Origin of the sequence: Paracraurococcus ruber (assembly GCF_004353985.1) — a bacterium.
Classification (GTDB): domain Bacteria; phylum Pseudomonadota; class Alphaproteobacteria; order Acetobacterales; family Acetobacteraceae; genus Paracraurococcus; species Paracraurococcus ruber.
The window spans coordinates 1-25,873 of the sequence record NZ_SMOA01000053.1 but is presented as its reverse complement, the minus strand read 5'-3'; the positions used below and the strand labels follow the sequence as shown (position 1 = coordinate 25,873).

Annotated in this window: 18 protein-coding genes; 12 read left to right on the top strand and 6 right to left on the bottom strand. The window is 72.9% G+C overall.

The features are described 5' to 3' along the window. The first annotated feature begins 350 nt into the window (after positions 1-350). The 9 genes from E2C05_RS12365 (at position 351) to E2C05_RS12325 (ending at position 14,802) form a co-directional block, all read left to right on the top strand. Positions 351-926: a PEP-CTERM sorting domain-containing protein gene (locus E2C05_RS12365; RefSeq protein ID WP_133219944.1), complete on the top strand. Its 576-nt coding sequence runs from the start codon at positions 351-353 to the stop codon at positions 924-926. Between the two features lie 233 nt (positions 927-1,159). Then, a complete protein-coding gene (locus E2C05_RS12360) occupies positions 1,160-2,497 on the top strand; it encodes an exopolysaccharide biosynthesis polyprenyl glycosylphosphotransferase (protein WP_133219943.1) in 1,338 nt (445 codons plus the stop codon). Positions 2,498-2,540: 43 nt separating this feature from the next. Continuing rightward, positions 2,541-4,616 (top strand): XrtA/PEP-CTERM system histidine kinase PrsK, encoded by a 2,076-nt coding sequence (gene prsK, locus E2C05_RS12355; RefSeq protein ID WP_133219942.1) that lies wholly within the window; start codon positions 2,541-2,543, stop codon positions 4,614-4,616. Next, positions 4,613-6,022, top strand: a complete 1,410-nt coding sequence (gene prsR / locus E2C05_RS12350) for a PEP-CTERM-box response regulator transcription factor (protein WP_133219941.1) — start codon at positions 4,613-4,615, stop codon at positions 6,020-6,022. The genes prsK and prsR overlap by 4 nt, the downstream gene beginning before the upstream one ends. Positions 6,023-6,034: 12 nt before the next feature. Next, a complete protein-coding gene (gene prsT, locus E2C05_RS12345) occupies positions 6,035-8,839 on the top strand; it encodes an XrtA/PEP-CTERM system TPR-repeat protein PrsT (RefSeq protein WP_133219940.1) in 2,805 nt (934 codons plus the stop codon). Positions 8,840-8,848: 9 nt separating this feature from the next. Next, the gene (locus tag E2C05_RS12340) at positions 8,849-10,210 is read left to right on the top strand and encodes a putative O-glycosylation ligase, exosortase A system-associated (RefSeq protein ID WP_133219939.1); all 1,362 of its coding nucleotides are present in this window, start codon (positions 8,849-8,851) and stop codon (positions 10,208-10,210) included. A 134-nt stretch (positions 10,211-10,344) separates the two neighbouring features. Beyond that, positions 10,345-11,556: a glycosyltransferase family 4 protein gene (locus E2C05_RS12335; RefSeq protein ID WP_133219938.1), complete on the top strand. Its 1,212-nt coding sequence runs from the start codon at positions 10,345-10,347 to the stop codon at positions 11,554-11,556. Beyond that, complete coding sequence (locus tag E2C05_RS12330; protein WP_133219937.1) at positions 11,553-13,832, top strand: hypothetical protein; 2,280 nt, start codon at positions 11,553-11,555, stop codon at positions 13,830-13,832. The genes E2C05_RS12335 and E2C05_RS12330 overlap by 4 nt, the downstream gene beginning before the upstream one ends. Positions 13,833-13,848: 16 nt before the next feature. Continuing rightward, the gene (locus E2C05_RS12325) at positions 13,849-14,802 is read left to right on the top strand and encodes an NAD-dependent epimerase/dehydratase family protein (RefSeq protein ID WP_133219936.1); all 954 of its coding nucleotides are present in this window, start codon (positions 13,849-13,851) and stop codon (positions 14,800-14,802) included. Here the strand turns inward: E2C05_RS12325 and E2C05_RS32965 are convergent. Then, on the bottom strand, positions 14,792-14,953 hold the full coding sequence (locus tag E2C05_RS32965; RefSeq protein ID WP_158292082.1) for a hypothetical protein: 162 nt from the start codon (positions 14,951-14,953) through the stop codon (positions 14,792-14,794). The two genes, E2C05_RS12325 and E2C05_RS32965, sit on opposite strands and share 11 nt — an antisense overlap. 204 nt (positions 14,954-15,157) lie before the next feature. Here E2C05_RS32965 and asnB point away from each other — a divergent pair, with 204 nt between their 5' ends. Next, on the top strand, positions 15,158-17,089 hold the full coding sequence (gene asnB, locus E2C05_RS12320; RefSeq protein ID WP_133219935.1) for an asparagine synthase (glutamine-hydrolyzing): 1,932 nt from the start codon (positions 15,158-15,160) through the stop codon (positions 17,087-17,089). Positions 17,090-17,155: 66 nt separating this feature from the next. Here asnB and E2C05_RS12315 read toward each other — a convergent pair whose 3' ends face one another. The 3 genes from E2C05_RS12315 to E2C05_RS12305 all read right to left on the bottom strand — a co-directional run bounded on the left by E2C05_RS12315 (position 17,156) and on the right by E2C05_RS12305 (position 20,323). Beyond that, a complete protein-coding gene (locus E2C05_RS12315; protein ID WP_158292081.1) occupies positions 17,156-17,857 on the bottom strand; it encodes a TylF/MycF/NovP-related O-methyltransferase in 702 nt (233 codons plus the stop codon). Positions 17,858-17,882: 25 nt separating this feature from the next. Beyond that, positions 17,883-19,349: an oligosaccharide flippase family protein gene (locus E2C05_RS12310; RefSeq protein WP_158292080.1), complete on the bottom strand. Its 1,467-nt coding sequence runs from the start codon at positions 19,347-19,349 to the stop codon at positions 17,883-17,885. A 65-nt stretch (positions 19,350-19,414) separates the two neighbouring features. Beyond that, the gene (locus tag E2C05_RS12305; protein ID WP_133219932.1) at positions 19,415-20,323 is read right to left on the bottom strand and encodes a hypothetical protein; all 909 of its coding nucleotides are present in this window, start codon (positions 20,321-20,323) and stop codon (positions 19,415-19,417) included. A gap of 265 nt (positions 20,324-20,588) precedes the next feature. On the opposite strand from E2C05_RS12305, the gene E2C05_RS12300 reads away from it, so the two are divergent. After that, the gene (locus E2C05_RS12300) at positions 20,589-21,491 is read left to right on the top strand and encodes a hypothetical protein (RefSeq protein WP_133219931.1); all 903 of its coding nucleotides are present in this window, start codon (positions 20,589-20,591) and stop codon (positions 21,489-21,491) included. 218 nt (positions 21,492-21,709) lie between these two features. Here the strand turns inward: E2C05_RS12300 and xrtA are convergent, their stop codons facing one another. Then, on the bottom strand, positions 21,710-23,203 hold the full coding sequence (xrtA, locus tag E2C05_RS35130) for an exosortase A (protein ID WP_158292079.1): 1,494 nt from the start codon (positions 23,201-23,203) through the stop codon (positions 21,710-21,712). A gap of 423 nt (positions 23,204-23,626) precedes the next feature. Then, positions 23,627-24,652: a replication protein RepA gene (locus tag E2C05_RS12290; protein WP_133219929.1), complete on the bottom strand. Its 1,026-nt coding sequence runs from the start codon at positions 24,650-24,652 to the stop codon at positions 23,627-23,629. A gap of 725 nt (positions 24,653-25,377) precedes the next feature. Between E2C05_RS12290 and E2C05_RS12285 the strand changes: the two genes are divergently transcribed. After that, positions 25,378-25,873 (top strand): hypothetical protein (locus E2C05_RS12285; protein WP_205082790.1); only part of this gene is annotated, 496 nt, incomplete at its 3' end.

The window sequence follows — 25,873 nt, the reverse complement described above, 5'->3', positions numbered from 1 at the left end:
GATGCGGCGCGGCCTGTCGCCCGCATGGCGTGACCGGCCGATCCCCATCGGTGTTCATTCCGAAAACGGACCAAGGCCGGCGCGGCCCTCGGCGGCCGGGTCCGATGGCGGCGGCACCCGCCCATGGGGGCATGGTCGTCACCGGTCAGGCCGAAAGCATTGATTATCAAATGGATTGCTGCGGCGCGGTCTGCTCCAGTCATTTGAATCGACGAGCATCTTTACCCGCTCAGGTGAGGCCACCTGAGCGGGATCTGCTCTAGCAGAATCATTGCGTTGCAGTACCGCGGTTGATACAACCCTGAGATGAACAGCGCTTGCGGCAGGATCGCCGCCCCGGAAAAATCCTGATGAGGATTGCGCCGCTCCTGGCCGTCATTCTGGTGACCGGCCTTCCGCTCGGTGGGGCAGGGGCTGCGCCGGTCGGCGGCACCGGGTCGGTTATGCTGGTCGGTCTCTCCACCGACGCATCGCTGATCGGTCCCGGGACCCTGTTCAGCAGCCCCGGCCTCGCGCTGCTCGCCAGCGGCAGCGGTGATTTCGCCGGCCTGGACGGCCAGGCCCTCAACCTTGGCCCGGTCGTGCTGGGCGGCATCGCCACGTTCTCGGCCGGTTTCGGCAGCTTCCTGGGGCAGGTCTCGGCCGCCTCGCTCCTGCTCGGGGGCGATCCGGCGGAACGCCGGGTGACGATCCTGGCGATCGGCCAGTTCGTCCCGGCGGGCGCCCTTGGCGGCTTCGACCCGGTGGCGATGACGGCGACCTTCGCCTTCATCCAACCTGCCGCCGGCGGGGAGGTGTCCGGCACGCTGAGCATCGTCGCCCCGCCGCCGCTACCGCCTCCGATCCCGGTGCCGGAGCCGAGGAGCCTTCTGCTGTTCGGCTTGGCCCTGGCCGGCCTCGGCATCGCGGCCGTCCGGCGGCGCTGAGGGCCTGGCGATGCACCCTGGCAGATGATGGGCACCGCGATATTGTTACGTTTTGGTTCCTTCGATGCGCACGGTTTCGTTAAATTTGCACACCGGCTCCAAAAATTTCGGTTTCGTTTGAGTTGAACCTTTTTCAACCTTTGGTATAAGAGCCTCAAAGTTAATGGTCTGTAAACGTCCAGGTCCCGGTGGGGCCTTCGTCCCGATTTGAACGTCAGGTTGAGGAATGGGGTATGACGAGCCTGTTCGGACACAGCGTCCGGTCGGACCTGCTGCTGCTCTATATCGCTGACGCACTTATTTGCTTCCTGGCCGTTTCCGCCCTCCTGGCTTGGCAGGGGGGCATCCCGGTTGGACAGGGCGGGGTGCTCGCCATCGCCACGGCGGTCATCGCCGGGCTGATCGGCGGGGCTGCCGGCCTCTACCGGCCGGAAGCCTTCGGCCGCCTGCGTCAGCTCCTCGCCAACCTCGCGGTGGCCAGCCTGCTGCTGGTGGTGCTGTTGCCGCTGCTTGCGCTGCTGGGACCGGCGGATGGGCTGCGCGGCCATCTCGTCGCGGTACCGGTCGCCTTCGTCGGCGCCCTGGTCACCACCCGGCTCGGCTTCACCGCCGCGCGCCGCCGCGGGATGCTGCGCCGCCGGCTCGCCGTGCTGCGGGCGGACGGTGCCGGAGCAGACCTGCTCCGCCTCAATGCCGTCATCGCCCGCCAGGGCAGCTTCGAGATCGCGGAGGAGGTCGAGGTCGAGGCCGGGGCGCCACTCGGGCAATGGCTGGACCCGGCGCGGCTGCGGGCGGCCCGGATCTGGGGCGTTATCCTGCCGGACGGCACCGGCGTGCCGGTGCCGCTGCGCCGCCGCTGCGAAGCCGCCGGCATCCGCCTTCTGGAGGAGGGCGAGTTCCTCGAGCACCAGCTGGCCCGGGTGGATGTGGAGCGCCTGCCGGAAGCCTGGCTCGCCCGGTCCAATGCGCTGCGGGAAAGCCTGCTGGAGGCCGGCTTCCGCCGCGGCTTCGACATCCTGCTGGGCACCGTCCTCGTCCTCGCCACCCTGCCGCTGCTGCTGCTGACCGCGCTGGCGATCAAGCTGGACAGCCCGGGGCCGGTCTTCTACCGGCAGGACAGGGTGGGCCGCGGCGGCCGCGTCTTCATGCTGTTCAAGTTCCGCAGCATGGTTGCCGATGCGGAGAAGGCCGGCGCCCCGGTCTGGGCCAGCAAGCGCGACTCCCGCGTCACCCGGGTCGGCCGCCTCATCCGCCTCACCCGCATCGACGAGATCCCGCAGGTGCTGAACGTGCTGCGCGGCGACATGGCCTTCGTCGGGCCCCGTCCGGAGCGGCCGGCCTTCGTCGAGACGCTTGGCGGGCAGATCCCGCACTACCACGACCGGGCGGTCGTGAAGCCCGGCATCACCGGCTGGGCGCAGGTTAACTATCCATACGGTGCATCCGTGGAGGATGCGCGGATGAAGCTGGCCTACGACCTGTACTATGTGCGCCGCCGGAGCCTGTTCCTCGACCTGCTGATCCTGGTCGCGACGGTGCGCGTGGTGCTGTTCCAGGAGGGCTCGCGGTGAGGACCCGGCCGCCCGCCGCCCCGGCCCTCCCGCCGCCGGTGACGTGACCGCGGCCTCGGTGCCGCTGCATGCCGGCGCGGCTGCGGTCTGCCTCGCCTGGACCGTCCTGGTGCTTTCCACCGGGCGTGGCCGCGCTGCCCATCTGCTGGCCGCCGCCTGCGGCGTCGCCGCGCTCTGGGCCGGCGCCGTCGCCCTGGCGCCGAAGGAACCGCTGCTCGGCCTCGCCGGCTGGCTCGAGATCCTGCGCTGGCTGGTCTGGCTCGGCGTCCTTCTCTTCCTCTTCCGCCGCATCGCCGGGGACCGCGCCCGCCGCCTGGCCCGCATCTTCCTCGGCGCTGCGCTGCTCGCCGCCGGCATCGCCGGCCTGGCCCTGCTGCGGCCGGTGGCCGGACCGCTCGCCGAGGAGCTCGGCCCCGCCGTGCTGCTGGCCCGCCTCACCCTGCCGCTGCTGGTGGTGCTGACCGCCGAAAACCTGTTCCGCACCGCCGACGAGGCGGAGCGCTGGCATGTCGGCCTCCCGGCCATCGCCCTCGGCGGCCTCTCGGCCTATGACGTGCTGCTCTATGCCGATGCGGCGCTGACCCGCGGCTTCTCCTTCGTGCTGCTGGACAGCCGGGCGGCGCTCACCGCCCTCATCACGCCCCTGCTGGCGATTGCCGCGGTGCGGGACGGGCGCTGGCGGCGCGACCCGCCGGTGTCCCGCCAGGTGGTCTTCCACGGTGCGACGCTGGTCGTCGCCGGCGCCTTCCTGCTGGCGGTCGGCGCGCTGGGGGAAGGGCTGCGCCGCTTCGACGTGGAATGGGGCGCCACCGCCCAGGCCAGCCTGCTGGCGGCGGCGCTGATCGGGCTGCTGGCGGCCGCCAGCTCGCGCAGCGTGCGATCCTATCTGCGGTCCCTGGTGGTCGACCACTTCTTCACCGCCCGCTACGACTACCGCCGCGAATGGCTTCGCTGCGTCGAGGTGCTCTCGGCTGGCGACGACCATGCCCCGCACGGCCGCGTCTCGGCGGAACGGCGGTCGATCCGCGCCATCGCCGATGCGGTGGACAGCCCGGCCGGGCTGTTGCTGCGGCGCGACCCGGGGGAGGGGGGGCTGCGCTGGGCCGGGTCCTGGAACCTGCCGGCCGAGCATCTCGACCTGCCGACGGGCGATCCCTTCCTCGGCCTGCTCGGGGCGGGGGAAGCGGTGCTGGAACTCGACCCCGCCGATCCGGCGGTGCGGCCGCTGGTCCGGGCCTATGGCTCGCTCTGGCTGGCGGTCCCGCTGCCGCATGGGCGGGACGGGCTGGCGGGCGCCGTGCTGCTGGCGCCGCCGCGCGCGCCCTTCAAGCTGGACCGGGAGGTGCGGGAGCTGCTGCGCACCCTCGGTCACGAAGTGGCAATGTTCCTGGCCGAACGTCGCGCCGCGGAGCGCCTGGTGGATGAGCGGCGCCTGCAGGACTACGCCAAGCGCTTCGCCTTCGTCGCGCATGACGTGAAGACCGTCTCCAGCCAGCTCTCCCTCCTGCTCGCCAATGCCGAGGACAACCTGGCCGACCCCGAATTCCAGCACGACATGCTGCTGACCGTCCGCGCCGCGGCAACGCGCATCGACGCCCTCATCCACCGGCTCGGCCAGCCCGGCGACGTGCCCGTGGCGGCAGTGGCGGAGGAGGCGGCGACGGTCGCGCCGCTCGAGCGGCTGCGCGTGCTCGCCGCCGGCCGACCCTATCCGGTGCAGGTCGAAGGTGAAGGCACCGGACCGCTGGCGGCCATTGCGCCGGCACGCTTCGATAGCGCCGTGGGACATCTGATGAACAATGCCGCGGACGCCTCCCCGGCCGGGGAGCCGGTGCGGATCCGCGTGCTGGCCGAGGGGCGGCAGGTGGTGGTCGAGGTCGTGGATCGCGGTCCCGGCATGACGCCGGAATTCATCCGTGACGAGCTGTTCCGGCCGCTCAGCACCTCGAAGCGCCGGGGCAGCGGCATCGGCGCCTGGCAGGCGCGGGAGCTGCTGCGCGAGGCGGGCGGCGATCTTGCCGTGGTCAGCCGCCCCGGCGCCGGCACCACCATGCGGCTGCTGCTGCCGGCCCGTGCGCCGGCTCCGCCCATTGCCCTGCCGGAGCGGGGGGCCGCATGACCAAGCCGAAGCTCCTGGTCGTCGAGGACGATCCCGGTCTCTGCGCGCAGTATCGCTGGGCCTTCCCCGCCTGCCGCGTGCTGATCGCCAATGACCGCCGCGCGGCCGAGGCGGCGGCGCGGCGCGACCAGCCGGATGCCGTGCTGCTCGACCTCGGCCTGCCGCCGGACGCCGAGGGGGTGAGCGAGGGCTTCGCCACGCTCGAGCTGCTGCGCGGCCTCTCGCCCACCCTGCCGGTGGTGGTCGCCAGCGGCCAGGGCCAGCGGGAGAATGCGCTGCGCGCCATCGCGCTCGGCGCCTACGACTTCTGCGAGAAGCCGGTGGATGTCGCGGTGCTGCGCACCGTGGTCGAGCGGGCGCTGCGCCTGCGCGAGCTGGAGGAGGAGAATCAGCGCCTCGCCGCCGCGCCGCGCAACTCCGCCATACAGGGCATCATCACCGCCGACGACGGCATGCTGAAGATCTGCCGCACGGTGGAGCGGCTGGCCGGCGTCTCCGTCCCCGTCCTGCTGCTGGGCGAGAGCGGCACCGGCAAGGAAGCGCTGGCCCGTGCCCTGCACGAGCTGGGCCCGCGCGCGGCGAAGCCCTTCATCGCGCTGAACTGCGCCGCAATTCCGGAAAACCTGCTCGAAAGCGAGCTGTTCGGCCATGAGAAGGGCGCCTTCACCGGCGCGGTGCGGCAGGTCCAGGGCAAGATCGAGCTGGCCAGCGGCGGCACGCTCTTCCTCGACGAGATCGGCGAGATGCCGGTGCTGCTGCAGGCCAAGCTGCTGCGCTTCCTGCAGGACCAGGTGGTGGAGCGGATCGGCGGCCGCAGCCCGATCAAGGTGGATGTCCGCGTCGTCTCGGCGACCAACCAGCCGCTGGAGGAGCAGGCCGAGACCGGCCGCTTCCGCGGCGACCTGCTCTATCGCCTGAACGCCATGACGGTGCGGATCCCGCCGCTGCGCGACCGCGGCGGCGATGCCGTGCTGCTGGCGCGCTACTTCCTTGCCCGCTTCGCGCGGGAGCATGGGCGGCGGCTGCGCGGCTTCGACGCCGCGGCGGCCGAGGCGATCGCGGCGCATCGCTGGCCCGGCAATGTGCGCGAGCTCGAGAACCGCGTCCGCCGCGCCGTCCTGATGACCGAAGGCCCGCTGGTCGGGATCGAGGATCTGGAGATCGCCCCGGCCCCGGCCACGGTGGCCGAGGATGCCGACCTCGACCTGCGCGCCGCCCGCACGCGGGCCGAGCGCGAGGCGATCGAGCGCGCACTCGGGCGCAGCGGCGGCAGCCTGGCCGGCGCCGCGCGCCTGCTGGGCATCAGCCGCCCGACCCTCTACAGCCTGCTCGAGACCCACGGCCTTGCGGCCGCCCGCCAGAAGCCCGACGGCTCCCTGGCCATTGCCGAACCCGACACCGTCTAGCGGAGCCGCCCCATGGCCAAGCCGCCCCGGAAGACCACCCTGCTGCTCGCCGCCACCATCGCCCTCGGGCTCGGCGCCGGGGCGGCCAGCGCGCAGCCGCTGCAGCGCGCCCGCGCGGCGGAGGCGCGGGGCGACCTGCGCGCCGCGCAGATCGAGTATCGCAACGCGGTGCGGGCCGAACCGCAGAACGGCGTGGTGCGGGCCGGCCTCGCCCAGATCAGCATGGAGCTCGGCGACCTCGACACCGCCGAGCGCGAGGCGCGCGCCGCGCTGGAGAACGGCTATGACGCGCCGGCGGCGACCGCGCTGCTGATCCGCGTCTATGCCGCGCGCGGTCGCTTCCGCGAGATCCTGCGCGACTTCCCGCTGCCGGAGAACCCGCAGCAGCCGGCCGTCGCCGGCCAGGTCGCGGTCGGCCGGGCGCTGGCGCATCTCGCGCTCGGCGAACGCGATGCCGGTCGCGCCGCGGTCGCGGCCGCCCAGCGCCTGGCGCCGAATGCGATCGAGACCCACCTGGCGACCGCCGGCCTCGCGCTTGCCGACAATGACCGAGCGGCGTCGGAGGCGGCGATCGACCGCGCCCTGGCGGCCGACCCGACCCGGGCCGAGGCTCTGCTGCGCAAGGCCGCCTTCCAGCTCGAGCGCGGCGAGACGCCGGCCGGGCTGGAGACGCTCGGCCGCCTGCTGACGGCGGCGCCGGGCAACCTCGCCGCGCGGCTGCTGCGGGCCGAGATACTGCTGCGCAGCGGCGAGGATGCGCGGGCGAAGCAGGACGTCGACGCGGCGCTCCGCGTGCAGCCTGGCAGCGTGCAGGGCGTCTATCTCACCGCCGTGCTGCAGGCCCGGGCGCAGGACTGGCGCGCAGCGGACGAGACGCTGCAGCGCCTGAGCTCTGTCCTGCCCAACATTCCGGACGGCCTGCTGCTGCTGGCCAGCGTGAAGCGGGCGCTGAACCAGGCCGGCCAGGCCGAGGACGCGGCGCAGCGCTACAACGCCCGCCGGCCGGAGGATCCGCGCGGCGCGAAGCTGCTGGCGACCCTGCAGATCGAGGGCAATCGCCCGGGCGACGCGGCGGCGACGCTGACCCGCCTCGTGCAGCGCGGCGCGGCGGATGCCGAAGCGTTCGACATCCTCGGCCGCATCCATGCCGGTTCCGGCCGCCCGCGCGAGGCGGTGCAGGCCTTCCAGCAGGCGGCGCAGCTGGCGCCGGCGGATGGCGGCATCCAGGCCCGGCTGGCGGCGGCGCGGCTGGCCGCCGGCGATGCCGCCGGCACGCAGCGGGCGGCGGAGGAATCCCTCCGCCTCGCCCCCGACCAGGCCGGGGCGCGGGAGCTGATGGCGATCGCCGCGCTGACGCGCGGCGACGTCACCACCGCCCAGGCGGAGTGGGAGCGGCTGACGCCGGAGCAGCGCCGGGGCGAGCCCGCCGGTACGCTGGAGGGACTGCTGAAGCTGGCGCGCTTCGACGTGGCGGGCGCCCGCACATCCTTCGAGATGGTGCTGCGCGCCTTCCCCGACAGCGTCGGGGCGCGGCTCGGCCTCGCCCGCGTCGCCACCGCGCAGGGCCAGCCGGAGGAGGCCGAGCGGCTGCTCGGCGAGGTCCTGGCGCGGGCGCCGAGCCATCCGGAGGCGCTCGGCCGGTTGGCCGCGACCATCGCCGCCGGCGGCCCGCGGGCTGCCACCGCCCGGGCGGTGCTGGAGCGGGCGCAGGCTGCCGCCCCGACCGAGCCCATGCTCGCCATCGCCCTGGCCAGCTCCCTTGCCCTGGGGCGGGACCCGGCGAAGGCGGTCGCCGTGCTGAACACCGAAGCGTTGCGCCGCCCGAACCAGGGCGTGGCGCTGCCGCTCGCCCGCAGCCAGGCGCATGCCGCGCTCGAGCAATGGGCAGAGGCCGAGGAGGCGGCGCGGCTGGCGCTGGCCGAGGACGCCTCCTCCATCCCGGCGCGCCGGCAGCTCGTCGCCCTGCTGCTCCGGGCCGGCAATGCCCGCAGCGCCGAGGCGCTGGTGCAGGAGGGCCTGCGGCTCGATCCGGCCAATCCGGCAATGCAGGGGCTGGCGATCAGCCTCGCCCAGCAATCGGGCGGCCTCGACACCGCGCTCGTCCTGGCCGACCGGCTTGCCGACAGCGACGCGGCCCGCCCAGCCTCCCTGCTGCTGCGCGGCGACCTGCTGCTGGCGGCGCGGCGTCCGGCCGATGCGGCGCGCGCCTTCGCCGCCATGCGGGCGAGAGCCGAAAGCTCCGTCCTGGCACAGCGGGAGGCCGCGTCCTGGCAGGCGGCGGGCGACCTGCCGGCCGCGATGGCGGCGATCGACCGCTGGTTGGCTGGCGCGCCGGAGGATGCCGAGGCGCTGAACCTGCGGGCGCAGTTCGACCTGCAGGCTGGCCGCAATGCCGATGCCGAGCGGCGGCTGCTGACCGTGGTGGAGCGCGCGCCGGACAATGCGGTGGCGCTGAACAACCTCGCCTGGCTGATGGCCGAGCGCGGCGGCGAGGCGGAGCTGGGGCGTGCCCGCGGCATGGCCGAGCGGGCCTATTTCCTGCTGCCGAACTCCGATACCGCCGACACCTTCGGCTGGATCCTGGCGCGCGGCGGCGACACGCAGCGGGCGCTGGTGCTGCTGCGCCAGGCGGTAGCCGCGCAGCCCCAGGGCCAGTCCGACCCGGCCAAGGCCTTCAGGCTGGCGAGCGCGCTGCGCACCGCCGGCGAGCGGGCCGAGGCGGTCCGGGTGCTGGAGCCCGCGCTGGCCGGCAATGCCGCCTTCCCCGAACGGGCGCAGGCGGAGCGCCTGCTGGCCGAGCTGCGCGCCGGGCGCTGAGCACGGGCCATGCGCAGCTACGTCTTCCTGGCGTTCTTCGCGGTGCTGCTGCCCATGGCGGCGGCGCTGCCCTTCGTCGGGGCGCTGCTCTGGGCCTGGATCTCCTTCATGAGCCCGCACCGCGAGGTGTGGGGCTTCGCCACCAACCAGCCCTACGCCATGGTCATCTTCCTGGCGACGCTGCTGGGCTGCCTGATCGCGCGCGAGCCGAAGCGCTTCGCGCTGAACGCGGTGACCGTGCTGCTGCTGCTGCTGGCGGCGCTGTTCACCTTCACGTCCCTCACCACCCTCGCGCCCGGGCCGGTCACCTGGAAGATGTGGGACCGGATGATGAAGACCATCGCCGGCGCCATCCTGGTGGCCTGCCTGCTGACCAGCCGGCAGCGCATCCATACCATGGTCTGGCTGATCGTCATCTCGCTCGGCTACTACGGCGTGAAGGGCGGTATCTTCACCTTGATGACGGGCGGCGGCTTCCGCGTGCTCGGCCCGCCGGACAGCATGATCGCGGACCGCAACCACCTGGCGGTCGCGCTGCTGGTCGCCGTGCCGCTGATGAACTGGCTGCGCATGCATTCGGCGCACCGCATCGTGCGGCTCGGGCTGGTGGCGGCCATGGGGCTGATGGTGGTCTCGGCGCTCGGCAGCCAGTCGCGCGGCGCGCTGATCGCGCTGGCGGCCACCGCGGTGATCTTCTGGCTGCGCGGCCGCGGCAAGATCGTCAGCGGCGTGCTGATCGCCGCCTGCATCGCCGGCACCATCAGCTTCATGCCGCAGAGCTGGGTCGACCGGATGAACACCATCTCGACCTACGAGCAGGATGCCTCGGCGGTCGGCCGCATCCGGATCTGGGAAGCGTCCTGGAAGCTGGCGCTTGACCGGCCGCTGACCGGCGCCGGCTTCCGCGGCCCCTATTTCCAGGAGATCGTGAACCGCGTCGCCCCGGGCGTCACCGCGCGGGCGGTGCACAGCATCTATTTCGAGGTGCTGGGCGAGCACGGCTTCCCGACCTTCCTCGCCTGGCTCGGCCTGACCGCGGCGGGCGGCTGGTATTCCTGGCGGCTGATGCGGCTGGCACGCGGCCGGCCGGACCTCGCCTGGGCAGGCGATCTCGGCCGGATGATGCAGGTCTCGATCGTCGCCTATCTCTCCGGCGGCACCTTCCTGTCCCTGTCCTACTGGGACGTCTACTGGACGTTGATGGTCATCGTGGCGGCGGCGCATGCGCTGGCGGTGCAGGCCGTGCGGCAGGGCGCTCCGGTGCTGCCGCAACCAGCAGCGCTGGCCGCCCCCGGCTGGCGCCGACCGGCCCTGCCGGGGCTGCAGGGGGCCGGGGCGCCGCGCACCACCGGGCCCGGGGCACTGACGTGACCGGCCCGGCCGCAGGAGACATCGCATGCAGGGATTCTACTACCTCGCCATGCTCATCGGGGTCGCCTGGCTCTGTGCCTGGGTCGCCTTCCCCGGCATCGTCGGGCGATACTGGTCGCCCTTCGACATGCGCGATGACGACGCCCCCCCGCCCGAGCCCGGCATCGGCCGCCGGGGGCGGGACCCGGCTGCTCCGCCTGCTGACCTTCAGCACGCTCTACCCGAACGCCGCGCAGCCCAACCATGGCGTCTTCGTCGAGAACCGGCTGCGGCATCTGGTCGCCGGCGGGGCGGCTGAGAGCACCGTCCTTGCCCCCGTGCCCTGGTTTCCGCTGCGCACCCCGCCGCGCGCCGCGGTCCCGGCGCGGGAGGAACGGCACGGCCTGACCGTGCATCATCCGCGCTTCGTCGCGGCGCCCGGCATCGGCATGTATGCCAACCCCTTCGCGCTGCTCGCCGTGGCGCGGCGGGCGCTGCGGCAGTTGCTGGCGGATGGCCACCACTTCGATGCCATCGATGCCCACTACCTCTATCCGGACGGCGTCGCGGCGGTACGGCTGGGGCGGGAATTCAATCTGCCGGTGGTCATCACTGCCCGCGGCTCCGACACCAGCCAGCTGCCGCACTACGCCATCCCCGGCCGGCTGATCCGCGACGCCATCGCCCGCGCCGATGCGCTGGTCGCGGTCAGTGCCGACCTCGCGCGCGGTCTCGTCGCGCTCGGCGCGCCGGAGGAGAAGGTGACGGTGCTGCGCAACGGCGTCGACCTCGACCTTTTCCGCCCGACCGGCGACCGCGCGGCGCTGCGGGCGGAGCTTGGCCTCGCCGGGCCGACGCTTCTCTCGGTCGGGCTGCTGATCGAGCGCAAGCGCCACCACCTGACCATCGAGGCGCTGCGCGACCTGCCCGGCCATGCCCTGCTGATCGCCGGCGAAGGACCGGAGCGGCCGGCGCTGCAGGCGCTGGTCGAGCGGCTCGGCCTGACCGACCGCGTGCGGCTGCTGGGCGCGGTGCCGCATGCCCGCCTGCCCGCTCTCTATGCCGCGGCCGATGTGATGGTGCTCGCCTCCAGCCGCGAGGGCTGGGCCAATGTCCTGCTGGAATCCATGGCCTGCGGCACGCCGGTGGTGGCGACGCCGGCCTGGGGCATGCAGGAGGCGGTCTCGGCTCCCGAGGCCGGGATGGTGCTGAAGGACGCGACGCCCGCCGCCATCGCCGCGGGCGTGCGCCGGCTGCTGGCCGCGCCGCCCGACCGCGCCGCGACCCGCGCCCATGCCGAGCGGCATGGCTGGGAGGAGACGACGGCGGGGCAGCTTGCCCTGTTCCGGCAGGTGGTGGGACGATGAACGGAGACGGGGAGGGGCCGCTGCCGCTCGGCCGGCGCGCCGCGCTGGGCCTGCTGGGCGCCACGCTGGCGGGCTGCGGCGACCGGCCGGAGGGACCGGCCGCGGCGCGGGCCCAGCCGGCGCAGCGCCGGCCACCGCCGCAGGCGGCAGGTGGCATGCCGGCCGTCGTCATGCCGGTGCCGGTACCCTGCCCCGGCCAGCCCGGCGACTTGGTCGGATTGGTGCTGGAGGGGCTGGAGGGCGGCTCGCCCGCCGCCACCGTGGTGGTCTTCGGCCAGGCCTTCCGCGTGGGCGACCTGCCGCGCGGGGCCGGGCTCACTGCCCGGCTGGCCGCGGATGGCCGGCCGCTGCCGGCACAGCTCGATGTCCAGACCCGCCATCCCGACGGCTCCGTCCGCTTCGGCGTGGTCTCGCTGGCTGCCCCGGCGCTGCGGCCGGGCGCGCGGGCCGGCGTGATGCTGGCGGTGGGAGAGGCGGCGGGCGGGCCGCTCGCCCTCGGCACGGCCTTCGCCGGCCGCAGCGCGGTGCTGGAGGTGGCGCCGGCGGAAGGTGGCGAGCCCTGGCGCGCCGACCTGCTGGCGCTGGCCCAGGCGGTGGGCGGCCGGCCCTGGCAGTCCGGGCCGCTCGTCACCCAGGTCCGCGTCGCCGCGCCGGTTCCGGCCGCGGCGGCGGGCAGCGCCTCCCTGCGCCTGGTGGCCGACATCGCGGCGCGGGCCGATGGCTCGCTCTGGGTCGATTGCTGGCTGCGCAACGACATCGCCATGCGGCCGAATGGCGGCGCGGCCACCTATCGCATGCGGCTGATGCTGGACGGGCGGGAGGCGCTGCGTGTCGCCGAACCGCTGCGGCACTGGCAGTACAGCGGCTGGGGCCGGCTGCTGGGCAGCCGGGCGGGCGGCGACGCCGCAGCGACCCCGCCCCTGGTGCGGCACGACCCTGCCTACCTCGCCGAGACCGCGGCCGTCGCCCGCTACGACCTGAGCACCGGCGTGGACGAGGCGAGCCTGCAGCGCATGGCGCAGGCGCAGGCGCAGCCGGCCTGGGCGCAGCCGCTCGGCAATCGCGGCATCGAGCAGAAGATGGGCGCGCCCGGCGCCCGCCCCGATCTCGGCCAGACCACCATGTGGCAGGCGGCCTGGCTGATCAGCGGCGACCCGCGGGCGGCGGCGCATGCGGTCGACCAGGCGGAGGCGGCCGGCGCCGTGCCCTGGCATTTCTGGGACCCGGCGGGCGGCGCCGAGGGCCGCGGCGGCTGGATGGACGAGCGGCGCTGGCCGGAGCTGTGGGTGGACGGGCGCGGCGGCCGGCCGCCGCGCGGGCTGCTGCAGCCCTTCGGGTCGGGCACGTCCAACCGCGGCGGCAACTGGGGCACGATCCCCTCGCACCAGCCGAACCTGTCCTACCTGCCCTTCCTGCTGACCGGCCGGCGCGCCTTCCTCGACAACCTGACGGCGCAGGGCTGCTGGAACGTGCTGGAGAACTGGCCGGCCAACCGCGGCTATGACGAACAGGGGCCGATCCGCGGCATCAACATCGTCAAGAACCGCCAGCTCCGCACCGCCGCCTGGAGCATGCGGCAGGTCGGCGAGGCCGCCTGGATCGCCCCGGACGACGATCCGCACCGCGCCTATCTGCGGGAGGTGGAGGCGGCGAACTGGGGCTGGATCCGCGCCAAGCTGCCGGACTGGACCGCGCTGCAGGGCGATGTGCACGGCTACATCCTGTGGACCGGCTTCGGCTACAACCCGAGCATCTCGCCCTGGCAGCAGGACTACTTCGCCTCCACCGCCGCGGCATCGGCGCGGCGCGGCGGCGAGGATGCCCGCGCCATCCTGTCCTGGATGACGAATTTCATCGTCGGGCGCTTCCATGCCGAGGCGAAGGGGCTGCCGCGGCATGACTCGGTGAACTACACCCTGGCGCTGTTCCCGACGCCGCTGCCGCAATTCCCGGAGCCGCCGGCGAAGCCCTTCAAGACCTGGGCCGAAATTGGCAAGGCGACGCAGGACCGCGGCACCTCGAACGGCGATGGCTGGGCGCAGAGCAACGGGGAATATGCCCGGCTCGGACTGCTCTCCCTGGCGCTGATGATCGAGATCTTCGACCTCGAGGAGGCGAAGCAGGCCTATACTTGGCTGGCCGGCTCCGGCGCGCCCTATATCCAGCAACAGGTCTTCGCCCGCATGCCGCAGCACAACATCGTGCCGCGCGGCATGCCCCGCATTCCCGCCCGCCAGCCACGCTGCATCGCCGCGGCGGCGCCGCGCGCCACCTGACCGGAGCCCGACAGGCATGCCCCTCTACCTCGTCACCGGCGGCTGCGGCTTCATCGGCTCGCATCTCTCGGCCGCGCTGCGGGCGCGTGGCGACGGCGTGCGGGTGCTGGACGACCTCTCGACCGGCTCGCTGGCGAATCTCGCCCCGGGCGCCGAACTGGTGCGCGGCGACGTCGCCGACCATGCCGCGGTGCGGGACGCGATCGCCGGCGTGGACGGGATCTTCCACCTTGCCGCCATCGCCTCCGTCGAGCGCGGGGTGCAGGACTGGCCGGGCACCCACCGCGCCAACCTGTCCGGCACCATCGCCATGCTGGACGCGGCACGGCTGCGGAAGCTGCCCTTCGTCTACGCCTCCTCGGCCGCCGTCTACGGCGACCAAGCGGTGCTGCCGATCACGGAGGATGCGCCGAAGCGCCCGCTCTCGGCCTATGGCGCGGACAAGCTGGGCTGCGAGCAGCACGCCCTGGTCGGCGGCCTGGTGCACGGCATCCCGAGCATGGGCTTCCGCTTCTTCAACGTCTTCGGGCCCAGGCAGGACCCGCGCTCGCCCTATTCCGGCGTGATCTCGATCTTCTGCGACCGCTTCAGCCGGGGCGAGGGCGTGGACATCTTCGGCGATGGCGGCCAGACGCGCGACTTCGTCCATGTCTCGGACGTGGTCGCGGCGCTGCTCGCCGGCATGGCGCAGGCCTCGGTCGAGGCGCCGGTGCTGAATGTCTGCACCGGCCGCGCCACCTCGGTGCGGGAACTGGCCGAGACCATCGCCGCCGCCTGCGGCGTGCCGGCGGAGATCCGTCAGCGGCCGCCGCGGGCCGGCGAAATCCGCCACTCCCTCGGCGATGCCACGCGGCTGCGGGCATTGCTCGGGCCCGGCGCGCCGCGCGGGCTGCGGGCGGGGCTGGAGGAGGTGGTGGCCTGGCTGCGCGTCGGCCGGCCGGGCCTGGTGCCCGGCAGCACTATCCGATGAGGCTGCGCAGGCCCAGGGCGATCATCCCCCAGAGCGTCACCGAGACCAGGGCGATGACCAGGGCGGCAACGGGCCAGGACAGGCGGTCCCCGGCCGCTGGCGCGCCGTGGCGCAGCCTGGCCAGGCGGTCCGGCGCGTCGGTGCGGTGCATGCGGATGGCCTTCCCCTCTTCCGTCCTGCCGGTATCGGGGTCGTGCCGGCACGCTGCCGGTCCCCGCCCTGGGTGGAAGTTCCGGCCGCGCCCTCCGTGCCATGGCGGGCATGATCATTTCCTGGCGACTCACTCCATGGTTGCCAGGGAGTCCGACATCCGACATCAGGTGGTTCTCCCCCTGGCCGAGAGGAGTGCCCGGTCATGTGCGGCATCGTAGGGCTGTTCCACCCCACCCGGCCCCTGCCGCCCGAGGCCGGGCTGCTGCGCCGCATGACCGATGCGATCGCCCATCGCGGCCCGGACGGGGAAGGCTTCCATGCCGAGCCGCATTGCGGCTTCGGCCATCGCCGCCTCTCGATCGTGGACCTCGCGGGCGGCGCCCAGCCCATGGCGACCGAGGATGGCGCCGTCACCGTCTGCTTCAACGGCGAGATCTACAACTACGCCGCCCTGCGGCGGGACCTGGAGGCGGCCGGCCACCGCTTCCGCACGCGGTCCGACACCGAATCCCTGCTGCATGGCTGGCGGGAATGGGGCCTCGGCCTGCTGGACCGCGCCAAGGGCATGTTCGCCTTCGGCCTGTGGGACCGCGAGCGCGGCGAGCTGCTGCTGGCGCGCGACCGGCTGGGCGAGAAGCCGCTGCTCTACGGCACGCTGCCGGACGGGACCTTCGCCTTCGCCTCGGAGATGGCGGGGCTGCTGGCGCTGCCCGGCATGCCGCGCCGGCTCGATCCCGCGGCGCTGGATGACTACCTCGCGCTTGGCTACGTGCCGGATCCGGCGACCATCTACAGCGGCATCCGCCGCCTGCCGGCCGGACATTTCCTGCTGCTGAAGACCGGCGAGCCGGCGCTGCCGGCGCCGCGCCGCTACTGGCGGCCGCCCACCACGCCGATGGCCGCGGCGCCCGCCGATGCGGCGACCGAGCTGCACCGGCGGCTGGATGCCGCGGTGCGGGCGCAGCTGATGTCCGACGTGCCGCTCGGCGCCTTCCTCTCGGGCGGCGTCGATTCCAGCGCCGTCGTCGCCTGCGCCGCGCGGGCGGTGGCCGAGGCCGGGACCGGCCCGCTGGCCACCTTCACCATCGGCTTCGAGGGATCCGAGGACGAGCGGCCGGCCGCCGCGGCACTGGCGGCGCGCCTCGGCCTCGCCGCGCATGCCGAGGCCGGCAGCGTCGACTATGTCGCCGCGGCGCGGGAGCAGGCGCGCATCTTCGGCGAGCCCTATGGCGACCATTCGGCCGTGCCGACGCTGATGGTCTGCCGGCTGGCACGGCGGCATGTGACCGTCGCGCTGTCGGGCGATGGCGGCGACGAGGTCTTCGCCGGCTACCGGCGCTACCGCTTCCATGCGCTGGCCGAGGCGGCGCGGCAGGTCTTTCCGACGCCGGTGCGGAAGCATGTGATCGGCGGCCTGGCGGCGATCTACCCCAAGCTCGACCGCGCGCCGCGTTGGCTGCGCGCCAAGACGACGCTGACCGAGATCAGCCTGGATTCCGCGTTGGGCTACTACCGCACCGCCTGCAAGATCGAGGATGCGCGCCGGCGCGGGTTCTATGCCGCGCCGCTGCGCACGGCGCTCGACGGGCATGATCCCGCGGCGCGCTTCGTCGCGCTGATGGGCGAGTGCGACGAGCGCGACGGGCTGCTGCAGGCGCAGTATGCCGACCTGCACACCTACCTGCCGGGCGACATCCTGGTGAAGACGGACCGCGCCAGCATGGCCGTCTCGCTGGAGTTGCGGCCGCCGATCCTGGACCACGAGCTGGTGGAATGGGGCATGGCGCTGCCGGCCGCGCTGAAGCTGCGCGACGGCGTGGGCAAGTATGTGCTGCGGGAGGCGATGGGGCCGCTGCTGCCGGCCGAGCTGCTCTGGGGCAAGAAGCGCGGCTTCGCCGACCGCATCGGCGACCAGTTCCGCACCCAGGCGGCGACGGTGCGGGCGCGCTTGGCCGGTGGCGCGATGGCCGACAGCGGCCTGTTCGACACTGCGGCGCTGGCGCGACTGGCGGAGGAGCATGCCTCCGGTCGCTTCGACCATGCCCAGGCAATCTGGCAACTGCTGGTGCTGGAGGGCTTCCTGGCGGGTCAGGAGGCCGTGGTGCCCGCCGCGGCGGAGCCGGTGGGAGCATAGGCCTGCGGCAGGCTGCCCCGGCCGGGTGAAGGCGGCCGGGCGCTCCCGCCCCGCTGCGGGCGGACCTTATCGCCGCCGCAGGATGACGTTGTCGCCGTCCTCCAGCGCATAATCGTCGCGTTCGCGCAGGAATTCCTCGGTGGCGGTGCGGGCGCCGCCATAGGCGTGGTAGTCGTCCATGATGATGACGCCGCCGGACGGGACGCGGTCCGCCAGCGTGGTCAGCACCAGCTTCGCCGGGTCGTACCAGTCGCAATCGACATGGGCGAGCGCGACGGGGCGGTTGGCGTAGTGGGGCAGCGTCTCCTCGAAAAGCCCCTTGTGCAGCACCACCGCCTGGCCATCCACCGGCACGCCGTGCCGGGCGAAGGACCCGCTCACCACGTCGAACAGGTTGGGCAGGTAGCCGTAATAAATGTCGTCGCCGATGCCCTTGGACTTGCCGGCCGCGATCTCCTCGTAGCGCGCCTTCGACGTCGCGTCGTCCTTCTCCGAGGTGGGTGGCGGGATCATCCCGAAGACGTCGAAGCCGTGGAATTGCCGGCCATCGCGCCGCGCATGCCGCGCCAGCAGGATGCCGGAGCCGCCGAGGGCGAGGCCGAACTCGACGAAGTCGCCCGCCACGCCGCGCCGCCGCAGCGTTGTTGCCGCGCGTTCCAGCCGCAGCATCTTGCGCGCGCCGAGCATGGTCAGCCTTTCCCGCATCACGCTGCGGGCAAGCGGGCTGAGCATGGCCAGCAGCACGGCCCGTTTCAGCGGCTTCAGCATCGGGGCATTCCTGTCAGGGGATCGGTCAGGCGGGCCGGCGGCGCCGCAGCAGCGGGGTGGCGAGGCGGGGCGGCAGGCGGTGCAGCAGCGCCGTCTCCGCGCCCTCCGGCCGTCCCATGGCCCACCAGGCGCCGAGCAGCACCAGGCCATAGACCAGGGCGCCGAGCGCCACTTTCAGCGGCGCCGACAGCAGCAGCGGCAGGTCCGCCGGCAGCAGCATCAGCGCCCCCAGCATGGCGAGGCCGGCGATGGCGGGGCGGAGGAAGATGGCCGGCAGCACGCCCGGCCGCTTCAGCGCCGTGAAGATGATGCCGTAGTCCAGCAGGGTCAGCAGCACGGACAGGGTGGCATAGGTCTCCGCCACCAGCAGCGCATCGCCCATCATCCCCGCAGTGCCGCAGCCCACGACCAGCACCGTCCCGCGCAGGCCCCAGAGCATGGCCGACCAGTGCTGCTTGTCGAGCGCGGCGAGGATGCTGCGATGCAGGCCGGCCACTGTCTGGCCGGCGACGCCGATGGCGGTGAAGGCCAGGAAGGGCGCCGCCCCGGTCCATTTGGCGCCGAGCAGCAGGCCGGTGATCTCGGTGGCGGTGGCCGAGACGCCGAGCCCGGCGGCGACCGCGACGATGACCCCGGCGCCCACCGCTTCCTTCGCCGCGCGGGCGAAGCGCGCCGGTTCCTCCTGCAGCCGTGCGAGGCCGGGCAGCAGCGCCGAGGCAGCCGGCGCCACCAGCTCCGCCACCATGGTGCGGGAGAGGTCGCGGCTGGTGTGGTAGAGGCCGAAGAGCTCGGTCGGCATCAGCCGCCGCACGATCACCTCGTCGGCCACCACCGCGACATAGGTCGCGATGCTCTGCACCAGCGTCCAGAAGGAGAAGCCGAGCAGGTCCGGCAGGCGTGACAGCGCTAGGCGCGGCCAATAGGGGTAGGAGACGTAGCTGGCGACCACATAGACCACCGTGCCCGCCATGCCGCCCCAGACCAGGCCCCAGTAATTCCCGGTCAACCAAGCGCCGAGGACGGTCGCCACGACGACGACGACCTTCTGGAAGACCTTCAGCCGGAACTCCTTGCGGAAGGCGAAGTCGCGCAGGAAGGTGGTGGTGCCGGGGCTGACCAGGGCGTTCAGGGTGGGCGTGAAGGCCATCCAGTGCAGCACGCCGGTCAGCGCCGGCTCTCCCAGCCAGCGGGCGGCGAGCGGCGCGCTGAGGAAGATGCCCACCGTCACCAGCAGGCCGACCAGCAGGTTCAGCGTCCAGGCGGTGTGGACATGCCCCGCATCCATCCGCCGCAGCCGCACCAGGGCATCGCCCAGGCCGATGCTCTGCAGCAGGGCGAAGAAGCCGATGACGATGCTGGCCGTGCCGATGACGCCGAAATCCGCTGGCGTCAGCAGCCGCGCGGTGATGAGGACGGAGACGAGGCCGATGGCGCGGATGGCGAAGCGCAGCAGCACCATCAGGATGGCGCCGCGCAGCACCAGGCCGGCCATGGGGCCCGCCTGGGAACCGGCCTGGGGCTGGGCGTGGGGGGTGCCGCCCTCGGGCATCGGGTGGCTCAGCCCATCCAGGTGACATGCGGGTAGCGGCCCCGCATGGAGAAATCGTAGATCGCCCGGATCTTGTAGTAGTTGTTAGCGAAGAGCTGCGTCTTCGTGCCGACCAGCGCCGCCGAGATCGCGACATGCAGCCGGTTGGTGCGGATCTCGTCGAAGCTCTTGAGCGTCGAGAGCAGGGAGCGCGCGGCATGGTGCGCCACCGGCGCCGGCGAGACGCCGTACATGAAGACGATCGGCAGGTCGATGTTGTCGGGCGGGATGGCGATGTCGGTCGCCTCCCCGTCCAGGCGGAAGCAGTTCAGCACGCCGCCCGGCGCGCGGCCGCGCAGCCGCGCCGCGACCGGGCCCGGGTTCAGGTAGCGCTTGACGTTGTCGAAGCTGGTGTGGCCGTTGCGGCGCAGGGTCTTGCTGAGCAGGAAGTCGGCCAGCATCAGCGGCGCGCTGAAGCGGTCCCGCCCGCTCAGCAGCCGTTCCACGTCCAGCGCGAAGGCCAGGTCCGGCATCAGCAGGGTCTGGTAGCGGCCGCCGCGGCCGCGGACATAGTCGTAGCTCACCGGCTCACGGCAGATGACTGTGACGTTGCCGCCGAACTGGTCCAGCAGCGGATCCACGTCCTTGATGGTGTGCGGCAGGATGGTCAGGTGCTTTGCCCGGGCGTGGATCCGCTCGAGCGTGCGGTAGGCGTGCCGGCCGACCTCGTACAGGTTGCCGCCGCCGCCATAGAGGATGACCTGCCCCGCCGGATCGAGCGTCCCGAGATGCGGCACGCGCCAGCGGGCGCCCGCGGCGTCCAGCAGCTGATAGGTGGCGGACGACATCACGCTGTCCCCGGCATTGCCGGGATTGGGCAGGTACAGGATGTCCTGCCCCCTGAACTGCGCAAGGTAGTCCCGGATTTCCGCGCTCATGTCGGGGCTGCCACCATTCTGGTCGTGCGACTGCGAGGAAACAGGAAGCCGCAAAGGATTCATTAACGCCACGCGGCGAACTGCCATTCCAGGTTGCGGAGCAGTCAGGCTGTATCCCAGGGCCGGACGATCTTCAACCTCCGTGCAATCTGGCACGGCGAAATTCATGGAAAGGTTCCACGCGCCGGCCACCGATGCTAGGAGCGCCGCGCGGCGGCGCGGACGGCGCGATGGCCGGCATCACCGGGGCCGACTGGAAGCAGCGATGTTCAACGACCTCCGCCGCACGCTTGCGGTCAAGCGCTTCGACTGGCAGTGCCGCGGCATCCTGCGCACGCCGCCGCTGCGCCTCCGCACCGCGCCGATCCGCGTCGTCAGCATGGTGCGGACCGAGCACCTGCGGATGTACCTGCTCTCGATCAAGAGCTTCTATCGGCACCTGCCGGGCGGGCAGGTGATCGTCATGGACGACGGCTCGCTCACCGCCACCGACAAGGCGCTGCTCGCGCAGCATGTCGAGGGGCTGGAGATCATGCGTCTCGACAGCATCCGCACCGATCCCTGCCCGCGCGGCGGCTGCTGGGAAAGGCTGCTCTACATCCTCGACCTCAGCGCCGACAGCTATGTGGTGCAGCTCGACAGCGACATCCTGACCTCCGGCCCGATACCCGAGGTGATGTCGGCCGTCGCCGGCAACACCGCCTTCACGCTGAACTCCGGCCAGGGCATGGGCATCGTGAGCCTCGAGGAGGCGGCGGCGCTGGTCGCGCAGCTCGACCCGAAGTACCTGCAGACGCGGATCGAGCAGGCGCTGCCGCAACTGCCGCCGGATGCAGGCGGGCGGCGCTATGTCCGCGGCTCGGCCGGCTTTGCCGGCTTTCCCCGCGGGCTCTACACGCGCGCGGCGGCGGTGGCCTATTCGAATGCGATGCAGGGGCTGCTCGGCGCCCGCTGGTCGGACTGGGGCACCGAGCAGACGGCGTCGAATTACCTGGTCGCCAATGCGCCGGGCGGCGTGGTGCTGCCCTGGCCCCGCTATGCCTGCTTCGACGAAAGCGTCGATCCCGCCAAGGCGGACCTGCTGCATTTCGTTGGCAGCTGGCGCTTCGACCGCGGCGCCTATGCCGCCAAGGCGCGGCGGGTGATCGCGGAACTGGCGGCGGGCTGACGGCGCCGGACGCGCCCCGCATTCCGATCGGCCTGCCTCGTCCAGCGTTCAGGCCTGAATGCCGTGCCGCGCCTGCATCGTCGGCCCATGCGGGAGGCATCGCGGGCCCGTGCCGCCGCAAGCCGTCCCGGATCATCGGCTGGTGGGCGGGGTGATGCTCCGCGATCCGCTGCCGCTTCCTGGTCATGGAGCGGCGTCGTGCCTCGGGGCGGCCGGCTTCAGTGCCCTGCCGACAGCGCCGCCGCGCGCGCCGCGATCCTCGGCCCATCGGCCTGCAGCAGCGCCTCCACCAACTCCCGCTGGCGCGGGATGTGCTGCGGGCCCGGCTGCTCCGGCCGCAGCGTGACGGCGACCAGCACCGGCGCGCCCCGGCCGGCACCCAGGCTGTTCCAGGCCTGCTCGGCGCGGCTCTGCAGCCCGCTGGCGGCCTGGCGCCCGTTCAGCCAGGTGGCCACCGCGACGGTCATCCCGCTGTCGCGCGACTGACGCACCTGCCAGGTGCCGCCGCCGGGAACCCGGATCGTGGAGAGGATGTCGGTGTCGTCCGTGCCGGTCAGCCGGGCCCGCTCGGCCGCGACGGCGGCCCAGGTCATCTGTGCCGGGAAGGCGATGGCCTGGGCCGTGGCGACGATGCCGCCGCAGAGCAGGGCGGCATCCGTCCCCGGTTCGCAGGCCTCCGGCACCGCGAGGGGCAGGGCGATGCGGGCGGGGGGGCGGGCGCCAGCCTGCTGCAGCGTCAGCCCTGCCGCCGGGCCGGCCGCGGCGAACCCGACCACGAGCAGGGCGGCGAGGGCCAGCGCCGCCGGGCGGGGCGGCATCAGGCCGGCCGGAGCCGGCCGGCGCGGCTCGGGCGCGCCATCCTCCCGGAAGGGCAGGCCGGCCAGGATCAGCAGCAGCAGGACGATGGAGAAGAAGATCCAGCCATAAAGGATGTGGTCGGCGGCCGCCGCCTCGGCGCTGCCGAGATACTGGCCCAGCAGCACGATGCCGAAGGCGCGCAGCCCGTTGGCGATGATCGGCACCACCAGGGCCAGCGCCATCACCGCCAGCCGCCGCCCGGGGCTGCGGAACATGACGAAGGCATAGAGCGCGCCGAAGGCGAGGGTGGCGATCAGGAAGCGCAGGCCGGCGCAGGCCTCGGCCACCAGGAAGGCGCCGGCCGGCGTCTCGATCACCAGGGCGTCGATGTAGTGCGGCACGCCGGTGATCTGCAGGCCGATCTCGATCAGCCAGGCGGTGATCCGCTGCAGCGCCGGCACGGTGAAGGCGCCGAAGGGCACCAGGAAGACCAGGTAGAGCAGCGGCGCCGCCATGGCGCGGCAGACCCGCCAGCCCAGCACCGCCAGGGCCAGCACATAGACCATGCCAAGGGCGGCGAATTGCCGGCCCTCCATGATGCCCAGCCGCTCCGCCGCCAGCCAGGCGAGGCCGGCCGGCAGCGCGAGCAGCGCCGCCCAGGGCAGGGGCTGCGGGGTAAGGCTGGCCAGCCGGCCGCGCCGGGACCAGGCCAGCCAGGCGGCGATCGGCAGCACCAGCCAGCAATGATTGTAGGTGGCCGAGGCATCCCAGACCCGGACGGCGGCGGTGGCCTCGCGCCAGAACAGCCCGCCAATGGCGGCAAGCCCGAGCCCGATCAGGGCAAGCGTCGCCGTCCAGGCGGAGGCGGGGCGCAGCGTGGCTGCCGGCACGGGCAGGGTGGAGGACGGGGTCACCGGCGGCGCGCCAGGGCCAGCCGGCGGCAGGCCGGGCAAGGGCTGGTGTCGTGCAGGCCGCGGGGGGTCCGCATGTTTAGCTTCCCATCCTGTCCGGGAGCGGTCTGGTGCCGGATAGTGAACCTAAACGCAAGTATCTCTGAAGCAATGCGCGCCATTGTCGAGACGGGTTGCCGGATAGTCAGCACCCGGGCGCATGCCGCGGCGGGAAAGGCGTGCCGAACAGCCGGTTCGCCCGGCGGCATGGCGCCGTGCGGTTGCGATCCAGGTGGTCTCCCCTGCGTGGTGGCAGTGATCGAAGGCAGGGGGGCGGCCGTTCTGGCGGCCAAAGGCGCCAGAGCAGGATATGGGATTGGTTACGACAGAGCGTTAAAATTCGCCACGGGGCCGCTGCGGCGCATGGGGTGCCGATGCCGGCGCGGCTCAGCGCGGCCGGCGACCGCGCGGGCCCGGGGGCGTCCCGCCCTCCACCACCCGCAGCCCCTGCACCAGGCTGCGCGGCACCGGCGAGCGGGAGGGCAGCAGGCGCAGCCCGTGCCGCACCACCTCCACCTGCGCGTCCGGATACACTGCCAGCACGTCCGGCAGCACCGCCCGCACCCGCTGCGCGAGGTGGGAGGTGCGGCCGGTTTCCGACCCGACCTGCGCCGCCAGCGCCTGCCAGCGCAGCAGCAGCGGCTGCTCCAGCCGCTGCAGCCGGTAGGCCAGCAGCGTGTAGAGGTCGAGGCCGAGCGAGTTGTCCTTCAGATGCGCGATGGCATCGCGCACCAGCGGCACGGCGTGCTCGCGCAGGTGCTCGTGGAATTCGCGCGTCAGCTCCACGGTCGCCTGCCAGCGCGTGCCGTTGCCCTCCTCCTGCCCGTGCCAGAGCGAGAGGCCGGCGACCAGGCGCTGGTCGCGGATGATGGTCTCGCTCGCACCGTCCTCGGCGCGGGTGTTCCATTGCAGGGTGAACTCGCAGCGGGCGATGCGCAGCGACTGCTCGCGGATCGCCGCGATGGTGCCGCGCGGCCCGCCGGTGACCGGCAGGCCGAGCGAGCGGATCCAGGCCGACATGCTGGGGCCGAGGCTGACGGTGCGGCTGCGCACGCCCTCGGTCTGCAGGAAGATCATGATCAGCCGGGCGCGGGTGCCGTAGGGCACGCCCACGCGGGTGGCGCGGCCGCCGGCGCCGCGCATGACGCCGGGGCTGACCATCAGGTGGAAGCGGCCGGAGCTGCGTTCCCAGATCAGGTCGTTGCTGGCCGGCCGGGCATGCGGCAGGCAGGTCTGGCACAGGCCGGAATGGGAGAAGGCCAGGTCGTCCTCGGCCGGCTCGCCGAGCACGGCGCTGGCCGCCGCGATGCGGTCCAGCTCCCGCCGCCGGCCGGCCCGGTCGGGAATGCCGGCGGCCGTGCGGCGGAGCTCGGCGGCGCCGAAGAGCAGGAGCTGGCGATGGATCTCGGCCATGGGGTGGGGGCGGCGTCCGGCGGCGGCGATGAGAAAGGCAAAGTAACTGCCCGCTTAGGCGGCGTGGCGCTGAATCGGCGGCCTGGCGCGCAGGCGCTGCGCTTTGTCCACGCTGAATCGGCGGCGTGGCCACGCTGAATCCGCGGCCTGGGCAGCCCGGCACCACGCTGAATCCGCGGCCTAGGGGCCCGTTATCCACGCTGAATCCGCGGCCCATACCTATAGGAGTCCTAGACTCCTTCCTCCTATAGGGCGCGGCCGCCATGCAGCGGCACGGCGGCGCGGCTGTGGACTGCCAGGCCTGCAGGGCCGCCGATTCAGCGCCGCGGCGGGGTCGCCCCTTGGTTCTGGGCAGGCCAGCCTCCGGGCTGGCGATGCAAAGGCCGCCGATTCAGCGTGGCGCCCGGTGGTGAGCGCACGGTGGTGACGCCCTGGCCAGGCCGCCGATGCAGCGCGTGGCCCCGGATGCCTACATGCCCCGACCGGAGGCCGGCTTCGGCAACCAGCATTCCAGCCCGTTTCCCGGCGATCGCACCCGACGCGGCCGTGCGCGGCGCCGGGACGAGCGCAGGCGCCAATGGTGAAGCGTTCGTAAAGAGGACCCGAAGCGCCCGCAGACACGATTCACGATGCGATAAGAGATTGGCGCAAAAGATAGACCCGTCCAAAAAACCTCATTGGGCTGACATGAAAGGCGGCAGCCGCCGAGCCGACACGAGGTGAGGATGTTGCGTTTATCTGCCAACACGGGCTTCTGGCGCACGCTGCCGGAAGACCGGAAACCGGCCGATATCCTGTCCTATTTCGATACGGCGCAGGACTTCTCGCATCACGCCGGAGACTGGGGTGACGGCCTTCTCAGGGCCGAGGCGACCATCGCCGTTCCGGCCGATACCGCGCCCGGCAGCGCCTTCCAGGCCACCAGCGTCATGGCCTACCAGCCCGTCGCATCGCATCTGCTGGGCTGTGGCTGCGGCGCCTGCGGCGTCCCGGCGCTGATCGTCACGAACAACCAGCCCGCTTCCGCCGCCACGCTGCCGAAGGGGCCTTCCGCGACGGCCGGGATGATCGAGGCGACGGTGTCGCTGACCGACACGCCTGTGGGCGGCCTGGTCAGCTATGGCGACACCTTCAAGCTGCACAGCCAGGCCAGCTCGCCCTACAAGATCTTCCTCGACTTCGGCGGCCACACCACCACCGGAACCGCCTGGAACAGCTTCT

Coding starts and splice junctions, on each gene's coding strand:
- E2C05_RS12365 (WP_133219944.1), top strand. CDS start 351: ATGAGGATTGCGCCGCTCCTGGCCGTCATTCTGGTGACCGGCCTTCCG.
- E2C05_RS12360 (WP_133219943.1), top strand. CDS start 1,160: ATGACGAGCCTGTTCGGACACAGCGTCCGGTCGGACCTGCTGCTGCTC.
- prsR (WP_133219941.1), top strand. CDS start 4,613: ATGACCAAGCCGAAGCTCCTGGTCGTCGAGGACGATCCCGGTCTCTGC.
- prsT (WP_133219940.1), top strand. CDS start 6,035: ATGGCCAAGCCGCCCCGGAAGACCACCCTGCTGCTCGCCGCCACCATC.
- E2C05_RS12340 (WP_133219939.1), top strand. CDS start 8,849: ATGCGCAGCTACGTCTTCCTGGCGTTCTTCGCGGTGCTGCTGCCCATG.
- E2C05_RS12335 (WP_133219938.1), top strand. CDS start 10,345: ATGACGACGCCCCCCCGCCCGAGCCCGGCATCGGCCGCCGGGGGCGGG.
- E2C05_RS12330 (WP_133219937.1), top strand. CDS start 11,553: ATGAACGGAGACGGGGAGGGGCCGCTGCCGCTCGGCCGGCGCGCCGCG.
- E2C05_RS12325 (WP_133219936.1), top strand. CDS start 13,849: ATGCCCCTCTACCTCGTCACCGGCGGCTGCGGCTTCATCGGCTCGCAT.
- E2C05_RS32965 (WP_158292082.1), bottom strand. CDS start 14,953: ATGCACCGCACCGACGCGCCGGACCGCCTGGCCAGGCTGCGCCACGGC.
- asnB (WP_133219935.1), top strand. CDS start 15,158: ATGTGCGGCATCGTAGGGCTGTTCCACCCCACCCGGCCCCTGCCGCCC.
- E2C05_RS12315 (WP_158292081.1), bottom strand. CDS start 17,857: ATGCTGAAGCCGCTGAAACGGGCCGTGCTGCTGGCCATGCTCAGCCCG.
- E2C05_RS12310 (WP_158292080.1), bottom strand. CDS start 19,349: ATGGCCGGCCTGGTGCTGCGCGGCGCCATCCTGATGGTGCTGCTGCGC.
- E2C05_RS12305 (WP_133219932.1), bottom strand. CDS start 20,323: ATGAGCGCGGAAATCCGGGACTACCTTGCGCAGTTCAGGGGGCAGGAC.
- E2C05_RS12300 (WP_133219931.1), top strand. CDS start 20,589: ATGTTCAACGACCTCCGCCGCACGCTTGCGGTCAAGCGCTTCGACTGG.
- E2C05_RS12290 (WP_133219929.1), bottom strand. CDS start 24,652: ATGGCCGAGATCCATCGCCAGCTCCTGCTCTTCGGCGCCGCCGAGCTC.